The organism is Variovorax paradoxus (genome assembly GCF_030815855.1).
Taxonomy (GTDB): Bacteria; Pseudomonadota; Gammaproteobacteria; order Burkholderiales; family Burkholderiaceae_C; genus Variovorax; species Variovorax paradoxus_M.
This window is the reverse complement of the sequence record NZ_JAUSXG010000001.1, coordinates 462,933-475,303: the sequence shown is the minus strand read 5'-3', so window position 1 is coordinate 475,303 and position 12,371 is coordinate 462,933. Positions and strand designations below refer to the sequence as shown.

Here is a 12,371-nt window from a genome sequence, read left to right as displayed (position 1 = left end):
AAGGCGGTTTGCCTGTAACTCTTCCCGTTCTCAAGTGTGACAAATTACCGCCCCGATTAATATATTAACCGAAGTAACATATTGACACGCAGATCGTGCGTTGTCGTGCGCCGCGTCTACCCTCGCCAAGCGCCCGACACCCACCATTGGCTTGTACCGCAAGCCAACACGAGCGCCGCGTAGGTGGCCATCGCGCCATCACGACCAAAAAAGACCAAGCCGCCCAGAAGCACCAGCGCGCCCACACCGGCGTTGATTGCCCCCTGAATCCACCAGCTGGGTACCCCGGCCGCCCTGCGGACGAAAACCCGACCCATCAGCGCACACAGGAAGCCGACGGCCAGGGCAGGCGCCACGAAATTGAGCAGGTGGTTGAGGAGATCCAGCAGGGACATGAGGGAGAAAGGGGGAAGAGAGGGACGGAGGCCCGCCAGATAAAGCAAGGGCGCTCGCGGCGCCCTTTCTGGTTTTGCTGATTACACGGCAAACCCTTCGGCCGCCGCATAGCTCCTGCTGATTTTATAATCAGGAGATATGTCAGTCTGGACCCTCGGGTTGAACCACACGACCGCGCCGCTCGACCTGCGCGGTCGTTTCGCGTTCGCGCTCGATCAGCTGGCGCCCACGCTGCAGAGTCTGCGCAATTCGTTCGCCACCGGCCGCCATCCGCAGGTCGAGGCCGCGATCATCTCGACCTGCAACCGCACCGAGATCTATTGCGCCGCCGAGCACGCCGCGCTCGACCACACGGTCGGCTGGCTGGCCGAGAACGGCGGCGTGGCGCCGGCGCTGCTGCGCTCGCACGCCTACACGCTGCATGACGACGAGGCCGCTCGCCATGCGTTCCGCGTGGCGAGCGGGCTCGATTCGATGGTGCTCGGCGAAGCGCAGATCCTCGGCCAGATGAAAGACGCCGTGCGCGCGGCCGAGACCGCGGGTGCGCTCGGCAGCACGCTCAACCAATTGTTCCAGCGCTCTTTCGCGGTGGCGAAAGAGGTGCGTACCGCCACCGAAATCGGCGCGCATTCGATCAGCATGGCGGCCGCGGCAGTTCGGCTGGCCGGACAGCTCTTCGAAGACCTGCACCAGACGCGCGTGCTGTTCGTGGGCGCCGGCGAAATGATTGACCTGGCCGCCACGCATTTCGCGGCCAAGGACCCGAAGTCGATCGCCATTGCCAACCGCACGCTCGAACGCGGCGAAAAGCTGGCCTCGCGCTTCGGCGGCGAGGCGATGCGGCTGGCTGACCTGCCGAGCCGGCTGGCCGAATTCGACATCGTGGTGAGCTGCACCGCGAGCACGCTGCCGATCATCGGCCTGGGCGCCGTCGAACGTGCCCTCAAGGCCCGCAAGCACCGCCCGATGTTCATGGTCGACCTGGCGGTTCCGCGCGACATCGAGCCCGAGGTGAAGGCGCTCGAAGACATCTATCTCTACACCGTGGACGATCTCGCCCAGGTGGTGCAGCAGGGCCACGCCAACCGGCAGGCCGCGGTGGCCCAGGCCGAAGTCATCATCGACGCCGGCGTGCAGAGCTTCATGCACTGGCTGGGCCAGCGCGGCACGGTGCCGCTGATCCAGCAGCTCAATGCGCAGACCGACGAATGGCGCGCGGCCGAGATGGCCCGCGCACGCAAGCTGCTGGCAAAGGGCGAGCCGATCGACGCGGTGCTCGAAGCCATGTCGCGCGGACTCACGCAGAAAATGCTGCACGGCGCGCTGGCCGAGCTGCATGCGGGCGATGCGGCTTCGCGCGAGCACACGGCCCAGACGATTTCGCGGCTCTTCCTGCGCAAAGAGCGTTAGCGACGCTTGCCGCCGCCGGCCCTGGCCTGTTGCCGCGGCCATTCCGCGCCTTGCCGCCGCGAGCCGCGCTCCCTCCTTCTTCTTCGGCCCTTTTTCGACGTGAAACCTTTTCTGCGCCACCAACTCGAGCGCTACGCGCAGCGCCTCGGCGAACTCGACTTCCTGCTGTCGCGCGAAGACATCATGAGCGACATGGCGCAATACCGCACCATCTCGCGCGAGCATGCCGAAATCACGCAGATCGCGGGCCGCTACGAGCGCTACAGGCAGCGCGAAGCCGACATCGCCGGCGCGCGCGAGATGCTCGACGACCCCGACATGGCCGAGATGGCCCGGGAAGAAATCGCGGGGGCCGAGGCCGAGTTGACGCAGTTCGAGGAAGAGCTGCAGCGCCTGCTGCTGCCCAAGGACCCGGACGACGCGCGCAACGCCTTCATGGAAATCCGCGCCGGCACGGGCGGCGACGAATCGGCGCTGTTCGCGGGCGACCTGCTGCGCATGTACACGCGCTATTGCGAGCGCGCCGGCCTGCGTTGCGAGGTCGTGAGCGAGAGCGCGAGCGAACTCGGCGGCTACAAGGAAGTGGTGATCCGCATCGTCGGCGACGACGTCTTCGGCAAGCTGCGCTTCGAATCGGGCGGCCACCGCGTGCAGCGCGTGCCGGCCACCGAGACGCAGGGCCGCATCCACACCAGCGCCTGCACGGTGGCCGTGCTCGCCGAGCCCGACGAAACCGTGGCGGTGCAGATCAACCCGGCCGACCTGCGCATCGACACCTACCGCGCGAGCGGCGCCGGCGGACAGCACATCAACAAGACCGATTCGGCCGTGCGCATCACGCACATTCCCACGGGCATCGTGGCCGAGTGCCAGGACGACCGCAGCCAGCACCGCAACAAGGCCAAGGCGCTGCAGGTGCTGTCGGCGCGCATCCAGGAGAAGGAGCGCAGCGAGCGCGCCGCCAAGGACGCCGCCATGCGCAAGGGCCTGATCGGCAGCGGCGACCGCTCGGACCGCATCCGCACCTACAACTTTCCGCAGGGCCGGCTCACCGACCACCGCATCAATCTCACCCTCTACAAGCTGCTGGCGATCATGGAAGGCGACCTGGGCGACGTGCTGGACGCGCTGCGCGCCGCACGCGAGGCCGAGCAGCTGGCCGAGCTCGAGTCGAGCCTGCCGGCGTGACGATGACTGCCGCCACGCCGCTCACCGTAGCGCAGGCGCTGGCCGCGGCGGTGGCGCTGGGTGTCGACAAGCTCGACGCCCAGTTGCTGCTGCTGCACACGCTCGGCCGCGCGCCGCACGACCGGGCGTGGCTGCTGGCACACGACACCGATGCCATTTCCGACCCGGCGTGGGCCGCGCTCGCGGCGCAACTGTCGCGCCGGCTGACGGGTGAACCCGTGGCCTACCTGCTCGGCGAAAAAGAGTTTCACGGCCTGACCCTGCAGGTGGATGCCCGGGTGCTGGTGCCGCGTCCGGATACCGAAACGCTGGTCGATTGGGCCTTGCAGTGCCTCGAGGGTCATGAAGCCCCGCGCGTGCTCGACCTCGGCACGGGCAGCGGCGCGATCGCGCTGGCCCTGCAGCACGCGCGCCCCGATGCCCAGGTCGATGCGGTCGATGCCAGCGCCGATGCGCTGGCCGTCGCCGAGGCCAATTCGCAGCGCCTGCGCCTGGCGGTGCGTTTCGCCCAGGCCCATTGGCTGGACGGCGCTGCCGGCGGCTACGCGGTCATCGCCAGCAATCCGCCGTATATCGCCGCCGACGACCCGCACCTGCCCGCGCTGCAGCACGAGCCCTCGGCAGCGCTTGTCGCGGGTACCGACGGGCTCGACGACATTCGCCAGATCGTGCAGCACGCCCCTTCCCACCTCGAGGAAGGCGGCTGGCTGCTGCTGGAGCACGGCCACGACCAGGCCCCCGCCGTGCGCCGGCTGCTGGAAACGCGAGGTTTCTCGGAGGTTCAAAGCCGCGACGACCTTGCCGGCATCGCGCGCTGTTCCGGCGGAATCTGGCGCCCGGTGAAATAATCCCCCCAAGCCCACTTTTTCAGGAGTTCCCATGTCCGACGCTCAACAACGCATCGACGATCTCGTCAAGACCAACGACCTCGTGCTCTTCATGAAGGGCAACGCGAGCTTTCCGATGTGCGGCTTTTCGGGCCGCGCCATCCAGATCCTCAAGGCGGTCGGCGTCGACACCAAGGCGCTCAAGACCGTCAACGTGCTCGAAGACGACGGCATCCGCCAGGGCATCAAGGAATACAGCAACTGGCCCACGATTCCCCAGCTCTACGTGAAGGGCGAGTTCGTCGGCGGCTCGGACATCATGATGGAGATGTACGAGTCGGGCGAGCTGCAGCAGGTGCTGGGCGGCAGCAACGCCGGCTGATTTTTTTCGCTGGCCGCTCGATGAGCCACGACCACGAAGACCACTCGCACGGCGGCGAGTCCGCCCCGGCCTGGAAGCATGACGGCGTGCGCGTGATCGCGGCCAACCAGCTCGACGTCAATACCGCGCAGACGCCGGGCATGAACCGGGCCGCAGCCATCAATTTCGCGCGTGTCGGCGCGCAGAAGCTGTGGGCCGGCACCGTCACCATCCATGCCGACGCCAAGACCGGCGCCCACCACCATGGGCATCTCGAATCGGTGATCTACGTGGTGCGCGGCCGGGCCCGCATGCGGTGGGGCGAGAAGCTCGAGTTCACGGCCGAAGCCGGTCCGGGCGACTTCATCTATGTGCCGCCCTACGTGCCGCACCAGGAAATCAACGCCAGCGCGACCGAATCGCTCGAGTGCGTACTGTGCCGCAGCGATGGCGAGGCCGTGGCGGTGAACCTCGACATCGAGCCCGTGGAAAAACCCGAATCGGTACTCTGGGTCGACCCGACCCATCCCCACGGCGGAGTCTAGGCTTTGCGGAGCCGGGCAAGCCCGGTTTTGCGGTGTCGCCGGAATGCGCGCCGTGTCATGGCACCATGGCACTCTTCGACGTGCCACCATGACTCTTACCCAAAGCCTGCTCATCATCATCTTGCTGATCGCGATGAGCGCGTTCTTCTCCCTTGCCGAGATCACCCTTGCCGCGTCGCGGCGCCTGCGGCTGCGCCAGATGGCCGACGAGGGCGACGCGCGCGCCGAGCGCGTGCTGCGCGTGCAGGAGCAGCCTGGCCATTACTTTACCGTGGTGCAGATCGGGCTCAATGCGGTGGCGATCCTCGGCGGTGTGGTGGGTGAGGGCTCGCTCAGCCCGTACTTCGCGCGCTTCTTCGAGCACTGGCTCAGCGTCGAGGCTTCGGCGAACGTGGCTTTTCTGTGCTCGTTCGTGATCGTCATTGCGGTGTTCCTGGTGTTCGCCGACCTGTTCCCCAAGCGACTCGGCATGAGCGACCCGGAGCGCATCGCCGTGCGCATGGTCGGCCCGATGCTGGTGCTGATCACCACGTTCAAGCCGCTGGTGTGGCTGTTCACCCGCTCGACCGACATGCTCTTCAAGCTGCTCGGCATGCCGCTGGTGCGTGACGACAAGATCACCTCGGCCGACATCCTGGCCATGACCGAAGCCGGTGCGCGCGCGGGCGTGCTCGCGGTCCGCGAGCAGCAGGTGATCGCCAATGTGTTCGAGCTCGACACGCGGCTCGTCAGCAGCGTGATGACGGCGCGCGACAGCATCGCCTGGTTCCTGCACGACGATCCCGAATCGGTGCTGCGGGCGCGCATCGTGGCCGAGCCTTTTTCGGCCTATCCGGTGTGCGACGGCGACATCGACCATGTGCTCGGCTACATCGACGCCAAGGAAATGTTCCAGCGCGTGCTCAGCGGCCAGCCGCTGGCCTTCGACCAGGGCCTGACGCTGCACAAGGCGCTGGTCGTCCCCGACCGGCTCTCGCTGACCGAAGTGCTCGAGCAGTTCCAGCAGGCGCACGAAGACTTCGCGATCATCGTCAACGAGTACAGCCTGGTGGTGGGCGTCATCACGCTCAACGATGTGATGAGCACGGTGATGGGCGACCTCGTCTCCATGCCTGACGAGGAGCAGATCGTGCGGCGCGACGAGAACTCGTGGCTGATCGATGGCGTCACGCCGATCCAGGACGTGCAGCGCGCGCTGCACATCGACGAGTTGCCGCACCCGGACGACTACGAAACGCTGGCGGGTTTCCTGATGGTGATGCTGCGCCGTGTGCCCAAGCGCACCGACAGCGTGAGCTGGGGCGGCTACACCTTCGAGGTGATGGATGTCGACAGCTACCGGATCGACCAGGTGATGGTGACGAGGACCTAGCTCGAAAGACTTGGCTCGCCCCCAGTCTGCGCGCACTTCGTGTCGCTTCGCCAACCCCCTACCGGGGGCAATACCAGCGGCCCGGCAAAGCCGGTTTCGCGGTATTCCTGAAACAGATATTCAGGCTGCCGAACGGTCCCGCTCGCGTTCTCGCGCTTTGTCGTCGTAGGCCCACAGCCGCTGGTTCGCGAACACGGCGTTCGGATACGGCGACTTGCCGCGGCTGCCGTTGTAGCGGCCGAGCGTCATGTACAGATCACCGTTCTCGCGGTCGAGGTAGTGGCGCAGGATGACGCAGCCGAAGCGCAGGTTGGTCTGCATGTGGAACAGCTTGGCGGGGTCGCTGTCGCCGATCACACGGGTCCAGAACGGCATGACCTGCATGTAGCCGCGGGCACCGGCGCTGGAGACCGCGAACTTGCGGAAGTTGCTCTCGACCTGCACGAGCCCCAGCACCAGGCTCACGTCCAGCCCCGAGCGCTTGCTTTCGTACCAGACGGTCTGCAGGAATTCCTTGCGCGTGGGCCAGTCGGCGATTTTCTTCTTGAGGCGCTCGCTCATCTCGCCGAGCCAGCGCAGATAGTTGAGACGGGCCTCCGTGTTCGAGAACTCGGGAACCGGCGGCGCCTTGTTATGGACGGCCGAACTCAGCGCGGTGCGCACCGAATCGATCAACGGCTCTTCGATCTGGGCGCCGGCCAGCGCGGCCCGCGGCAGCGACAGCACCCCGAGGGCGCCCGCCGTCACGGCGCCGCCCAGGCACCGGCGTCGCGAGAGGCCGCCCTCCGGGCTCATTTCGCGAGCTTGCCGGTGATGAATTCGGCGATGCCGGCCGCGGGCACCTTGGTGGCCGCCGTGTCGCGGCGATGCTGGTATTCGAGTTGGCCTTCCTTCAGGCCGCGGTCGGAAATGACCACGCGGTGCGGCACGCCGATCAGTTCCCAATCAGCGAACATCGCGCCGGGGCGTTCGCCGCGGTCGTCCAGCAGCACGTCGACGCCGGATGCGAGCAGTTGCTCGTAGAGCGCTTCAGCGGCCACCTTGACCTCGGGGCTGCGGTCCATGCCGATCGGGCAGACCACCACGGTGAACGGCGCCAGTGCGTCCGGCCAGATGATGCCGCGCTCGTCGTGGTTCTGTTCGATGGCGGCGGCCGGCAGGCGCGTGATGCCGATGCCGTAGCAACCCATCTCGAGGAACTGCGGCTTGCCGCCTTCGTCGAGGTAGGTGGCGTTCATGTCCTTGCTGTACTTGGTGCCGAGCACGAACACGTGGCCGACCTCGATTCCGCGCTCGATGGCCAGCACGCCCTTGCCGTCGGGCGAGGCGTCGCCCGCCACCACGTTGCGGATGTCGGCCACCAAGTCGGGCTCGGGCAGGTCGCGGCCCCAGTTGACGCCGGTCATGTGGAAATCGACTTCATTGGCACCGGTGATCCAGTCGGCCAGCACGGCTGCTTCGCGGTCGGCCACCAGCTTGACCGGCTTCTTGAGGTTCAGCGGCCCGAGGTAGCCGGGCTTGCAGCCGAAGTGCTCATCGATTTCTGCGAGGGTCGCAAAGCGGAAGCTCTTGTCCAGGCCGGGCACCTTGCCGACCTTGATCTCGTTCATGTCGTGGTCGCCGCGCAAAAGCAGCAGCCAGACCTGCGAACCCTTCAGGTTGCCAGCCTCATCGACGATGTCGGAGGCGAGCACCAGCGACTTGATGGTGGTCGAGAGCGGCACGCCGAGCAGCTCGGCAACCTCGGCGCAGGTGGCCTTGCCGGGGGTCGGCGTCTTTTCGAGCGCCTTGGCGGGTGCAGGGCGTGGCCCGGCCGGAGCCAAGGCTTCGGCCTTTTCCATGTTGGCGGCGTAGTCGCTGCCCGGGCAATAGACGATGGCGTCTTCGCCGGTGGCGGCAATCACCTGGAACTCTTCGCTCAGGTCGCCGCCGATGGCGCCGCTGTCGGCCGCCACGGCGCGGTAGCGCAGGCCGAAGCGGTCGAAGATGCGGCGATAGGCATCGGCCATGAGCTGATAGCTGGCCTTGGCGGCATCGAGGTCGCGGTCGAAGCTGTAGGCATCCTTCATGATGAACTCGCGCCCACGCATGAGGCCGAAGCGCGGACGGCGCTCGTCGCGGAACTTGGTCTGGATCTGGTAGAAATTCTTCGGCAGCTGCTTGTAGCTGCGGATTTCCTGCCGCGCGATGTCGGTGACCACTTCTTCGCTCGTCGGCTGGACCACGAAGTCACGGTCATGCCGGTCCTTGATGCGCAGCAGCTCGGGGCCCATCTTGTCGAAGCGGCCGGTCTCTTGCCAGAACTCGGCGGGCTGAACCACCGGCATTGCCATCTCGACGGCACCGGCGCGGTTCATTTCCTCGCGCACGATCGCCTCGACCTTGCGGATCACGCGCAGTCCCATCGGCATGTAGGTATAGATACCGGTGCCGAGCTTCTTGATCATGCCGGCGCGCATCATGAGCCGATGGCTCGCGACCTCGGCGTCGGCGGGTGCTTCCTTGAGGGTGGAGACAAAAAATCGGGAAGCTTTCATCGGGATCGTGGCGATGGACTCGCTGAATTCGAAGTTGGGATGTGGGGGACAACTCCCCCGGGGAGACCCTGAGAGCCTGGCGTCGGTCGCTTGCCGTGTGCAACCCGGCATGCATAATCGACTCAGTTCAAAAATTGGGGTTTGATTATGCTCGACCGGGACGGCTTCAGGCCCAACGTCGGCATCATCCTGCTCAACCAGAGAAACCAGGTTTTCTGGGGCAAACGCATACGCACGCATTCCTGGCAGTTTCCGCAAGGCGGCATAGACCGCGGCGAAAGTCCCGAGCAAGCCATGTTTCGGGAACTGCACGAGGAAGTCGGGCTCCATCCGGAGCACGTGCGCATCGTGGCCCGTACCCGTGACTGGTTGCGCTACGAGGTGCCGGATCGGTTCATTCGCCGTGACGCACGGGGCCACTACAAGGGCCAGAAGCAAATCTGGTATTTGCTGCAATTGATCGGTCACGACTGGGACTTGAACCTGCGCGCGACCGACCACCCCGAGTTCGACGCCTGGCGATGGCACGACTACTGGGTGCCGCTCGATGTGGTCGTGGAATTCAAACGCGGCGTCTACGAGATGGCACTGACCGAGCTCGCTCGCTACCTGCCGCGGCAGGATTTCCGCAACCGCTTCCTGCGCAGCAACGTGCGCGCCCGAGAGTTCGAGCGCCACACGCCAGACGGCGGCGCACCCGCAGGCCTGGACCTGCCGCCCGGCGGCAGTTTCGACCCGCATCCCGACCTTCCTTCCGTGAGCGATGAATCTTCCTCTCCCAACAACAAAGCGCCCTTCTTTCCGTCGCAACGCTGAGCGCGCCTTGCTTCTCGCGTGTGTCGCCGCCCTGCTCGCCGGGTGCGCATCGGGCAAGCACGACACCGACAACCCCGACTGGGCGCAGGCCGGCATGCCGCCGGCCGCCAAGCGGACCGAGGCGGATGCCGAGTGGGAGGAAACCAAAGCCCCCCCGCCGCCGGCCTTCAGCGAGAGCCGTCTGCTGCCGATCGAGATGCCGCCCTACATGAGCCTGAAGTTCGGCATCGACCCCCGCACCATTGCCATCACAGGGGACGGCATCGTGCGCTATGTGGTGGTGACCCAAAACCGCAACGGCGGCGCCGTCAATGCGTCCTATGAGGGCGTACGCTGCTCGACCGCGGAATTGAAGAACTACGCCCGCTACAACAATGGCTCCTGGCAGGAAACGAAGACGCCGGAGTGGAAACGCATCAACGATCTGAATTCGCTCTACGCCAAGGCGCTGTCGACCCAGGCGCTGTGCCGAGGCAATGCGCCGCGCAATTCGGTCGGGGACATGGTTCAGAACCTGCGCAACCCGATTCGCGAAGTGCAGTAAAACGACGGGGCCTCGCGGCCCCGTTTTTTTTGATCAGCTGGGCATCAGCACCATGTTGTCGCGGTGGACCATTTCGGGCTCCGCCACATAGCCCAGCAAACGCTCGAACTCGGACGAGGGCTTGCGGCACAGCAGGCGGGCTTCCATGCTCGAGTAGTTGGCCAGGCCGCGGGCCAGTTCCACCCCCTCGGTGTCGCGCACGGCGATCACGTCGCCCCGCGAAAACTCGCCCGACACGCCCGTCATGCCGATCGGCAGCAGGCTCTTGCCTTCGGCCCGCACCTTGGCCGCCGCGCCGGCGTCGACGGTGACGGCACCCCGCAGCTGCAGATGGTCGGCCATCCAGCGCTTTCGGGCCTGGTGCTTGGCGGTCTGGGCAACGAGCAGGGTGCCGATGGATTCACCGCGCGTCAGGCGCAGCAATGCGTCGGGCTCGCGGCCCCAGGCAATCACGGTGGAAGCGCCGGACCCCGCAGCGCGCTTGGCCGCCAGAATCTTCGTGATCATGCCGCCGCGGCCGAGGCTGGAGCCCGCCCCGCCCGCCATGGCTTCGAGCGCCGGATCGCCTGCCGCCGCCTCGTGCACGAACTTGGCGTCCGGGTCCTTGCGCGGATCGGCCGTGAAGAGCCCCTTTTGATCGGTGAGGATGACCAGCGCATCGGCTTCGACCAGGTTGGCCACCAGTGCACCGAGCGTGTCGTTGTCGCCGAACTTGATCTCGTCGTTGACGACGGTGTCGTTCTCGTTGATGACCGGCACCACGCCGAGCCTGAGCAGCGTGACGAGCGTCGAGCGCGCATTGAGGTAGCGCTCGCGGTCGGCGAGGTCGGCATGGGTCAGCAGCACCTGCGCGCTGCCCATTTCGTTCTCGCGCAGCTTGGTCTCGTACATCTGGGCCAGGCCCATCTGCCCGACCGCCGCAGCGGCCTGGAGTTCGTGAATCTCGTGCGGCCGGGTGCGCCAGCCGAGGCGCTTCATGCCTTCGGCGATGGCACCGCTCGACACCATCACGACCTCTCGCCCGTCGCGCACGAGGGCCGCAAGCTGGCGGCACCATTCGCCGATGGCGCCCTCGTCCAGACCCCGCCCTTCGTTGGTCACGAGGCTCGAGCCCACCTTGACGACGATTCGGCGGGCGTCCCGCAAGGCAGTGGATCCGGAATTCGAGGTCATTTGAGCTGTAGCGGTCGTGAATACTGCGTGTTCTGCTGTCTAGGAAGCCCGCTGCATCGGTATCGATGCCGCGAGGTACTCAGCTGGGATCCGGCGGCGGCAATTCGACAAAGCGCGGATCGACCTCGGCCGGAACCTGTTCCGCCACCTGCTGCGCCTTGATGTGCTGATAGACCGCTTGCACCAGGTGCTCGCAGCCTTCCCGCGTGAGCGCGGAGATCTCGAACACGGGCCCCTTGAAACGCATGCGCTTCACGAAATCCTTGACGCGCGCCGAACGTTCGTCTTCAGGCACCATGTCGAGCTTGTTGAGCACGAGCCAGCGCGGCTTCTCGTAAAGCGCGGCGTCGTACTTCTTCAGTTCGCCGATGATGGCCTTTGCCTGTGCGACCGGGTCGACGGCATCGTCGAAGGGCGCCAGATCGATCACGTGCAGCAGCAGGCGCGTGCGCTGGAGGTGGCGCAGGAACAAATGGCCCAACCCCGCACCTTCCGACGCGCCTTCGATCAGGCCCGGAAGGTCCGCCACGACGAAGCTCTGCTCAGGACCGACGCGCACCACGCCAAGATTCGGATGCAGCGTGGTGAACGGGTAGTCCGCAATGCGCGGGCGTGCGTTCGAAATGGCGCTGATCAAAGTCGACTTGCCTGCGTTGGGCATGCCGAGCAGCCCCACATCGGCGAGCACCTTGAGCTCGAGCTTGAGACTCTTCTTCTCGCCCGGCCAGCCCGGCGTCTTCTGACGAGGCGCGCGGTTGATGGCGCTCTTGAAGCGCATGTTGCCGAAGCCGCCGTCTCCGCCCTTGGCGATGGTGACGACCTCGCCTTCGGTCAACAACTCGTACAGCACCTCGCCCGTTTCGGCGTCGGAAATGATGGTGCCGACCGGCATTCTGAGCGTGATGTCGTGGCCCGCGGCGCCGAACATGTCGGAGCCCATGCCGTGCTCGCCGCGCTTGGCCTCATGGCGGCGCGAGTAGCGAAAGTCGACCAGGGTGTTGAGGTTGGAATCGGCCACCGCGTAGACGTGGCCGCCGCGGCCACCGTCGCCGCCGTTGGGACCGCCGAATTCCTTGTATTTTTCATGACGGAACGACACGCAGCCGTTGCCGCCATCGCCGGCGGCGATGTCGATGAAGGCTTCGTCGACGAACTTCATGGGGTATCCAGTGTACAAATGAAGAAGCCCCGGCAAAGCGGGG

The 12,371-nt window shown here is 66.0% G+C and carries 13 protein-coding genes; 8 read left to right on the top strand and 5 right to left on the bottom strand.

Translation table 11 applies throughout. The annotated features are described in order from the left end of the window. Positions 1-116: 116 nt before the first annotated feature. The gene (locus QFZ42_RS02235) at positions 117-395 is read right to left on the bottom strand and encodes a hypothetical protein (RefSeq protein ID WP_307699384.1); all 279 of its coding nucleotides are present in this window, start codon (positions 393-395) and stop codon (positions 117-119) included. A gap of 139 nt (positions 396-534) precedes the next feature. On the opposite strand from QFZ42_RS02235, the gene hemA reads away from it, so the two are divergent. The 6 genes from hemA (at position 535) to QFZ42_RS02205 (ending at position 6,099) form a co-directional block, all read left to right on the top strand. Further along, the gene (gene hemA / locus QFZ42_RS02230; RefSeq protein ID WP_307699383.1) at positions 535-1,806 is read left to right on the top strand and encodes a glutamyl-tRNA reductase; all 1,272 of its coding nucleotides are present in this window, start codon (positions 535-537) and stop codon (positions 1,804-1,806) included. Positions 1,807-1,905: 99 nt separating this feature from the next. Beyond that, positions 1,906-2,994 carry a peptide chain release factor 1 gene (gene prfA, locus QFZ42_RS02225; RefSeq protein ID WP_307699382.1) on the top strand — a complete coding sequence of 363 codons (1,089 nt, stop codon included), beginning with the start codon at positions 1,906-1,908 and terminating at the stop codon, positions 2,992-2,994. A 2-nt stretch (positions 2,995-2,996) separates the two neighbouring features. Further along, entirely contained in the window at positions 2,997-3,842 is an 846-nt protein-coding gene (prmC, locus tag QFZ42_RS02220) for a peptide chain release factor N(5)-glutamine methyltransferase (RefSeq protein WP_307704149.1), read from the top strand. 31 nt (positions 3,843-3,873) lie between these two features. Next, a complete protein-coding gene (gene grxD / locus QFZ42_RS02215; protein WP_307699381.1) occupies positions 3,874-4,203 on the top strand; it encodes a Grx4 family monothiol glutaredoxin in 330 nt (109 codons plus the stop codon). A gap of 20 nt (positions 4,204-4,223) precedes the next feature. Beyond that, positions 4,224-4,727 (top strand): cupin domain-containing protein, encoded by a 504-nt coding sequence (locus QFZ42_RS02210; protein ID WP_307699380.1) that lies wholly within the window; start codon positions 4,224-4,226, stop codon positions 4,725-4,727. An 88-nt stretch (positions 4,728-4,815) separates the two neighbouring features. Continuing rightward, the gene (locus QFZ42_RS02205) at positions 4,816-6,099 is read left to right on the top strand and encodes a hemolysin family protein (protein ID WP_307699379.1); all 1,284 of its coding nucleotides are present in this window, start codon (positions 4,816-4,818) and stop codon (positions 6,097-6,099) included. A 120-nt stretch (positions 6,100-6,219) separates the two neighbouring features. Here the strand turns inward: QFZ42_RS02205 and QFZ42_RS02200 are convergent, their stop codons facing one another. Continuing rightward, positions 6,220-6,894 carry a lytic transglycosylase domain-containing protein gene (locus QFZ42_RS02200; RefSeq protein ID WP_307699378.1) on the bottom strand — a complete coding sequence of 225 codons (675 nt, stop codon included), beginning with the start codon at positions 6,892-6,894 and terminating at the stop codon, positions 6,220-6,222. Next, positions 6,891-8,636, bottom strand: coding sequence for a proline--tRNA ligase (locus QFZ42_RS02195; protein ID WP_307699377.1), 1,746 nt, complete (start codon positions 8,634-8,636; stop codon positions 6,891-6,893). Before QFZ42_RS02195 ends, QFZ42_RS02200 begins: the two co-directional genes overlap by 4 nt. Positions 8,637-8,783: 147 nt before the next feature. Here QFZ42_RS02195 and QFZ42_RS02190 point away from each other — a divergent pair, with 147 nt between their 5' ends. Together QFZ42_RS02190 and QFZ42_RS02185 are read left to right on the top strand one after the other, a co-directional pair. Beyond that, positions 8,784-9,452 carry an RNA pyrophosphohydrolase gene (locus QFZ42_RS02190; protein WP_307704148.1) on the top strand — a complete coding sequence of 223 codons (669 nt, stop codon included), beginning with the start codon at positions 8,784-8,786 and terminating at the stop codon, positions 9,450-9,452. Positions 9,453-9,459: 7 nt separating this feature from the next. Beyond that, a complete protein-coding gene (locus QFZ42_RS02185) occupies positions 9,460-9,996 on the top strand; it encodes a CNP1-like family protein (protein WP_307699376.1) in 537 nt (178 codons plus the stop codon). A gap of 33 nt (positions 9,997-10,029) precedes the next feature. Here the strand turns inward: QFZ42_RS02185 and proB are convergent, their stop codons facing one another. Both proB and cgtA read right to left on the bottom strand, forming a co-directional pair. Next, on the bottom strand, positions 10,030-11,169 hold the full coding sequence (gene proB / locus QFZ42_RS02180; protein ID WP_307699375.1) for a glutamate 5-kinase: 1,140 nt from the start codon (positions 11,167-11,169) through the stop codon (positions 10,030-10,032). Between the two features lie 79 nt (positions 11,170-11,248). Then, the gene (gene cgtA, locus QFZ42_RS02175; RefSeq protein WP_307699374.1) at positions 11,249-12,328 is read right to left on the bottom strand and encodes an Obg family GTPase CgtA; all 1,080 of its coding nucleotides are present in this window, start codon (positions 12,326-12,328) and stop codon (positions 11,249-11,251) included. Positions 12,329-12,371 lie beyond the last annotated feature (43 nt).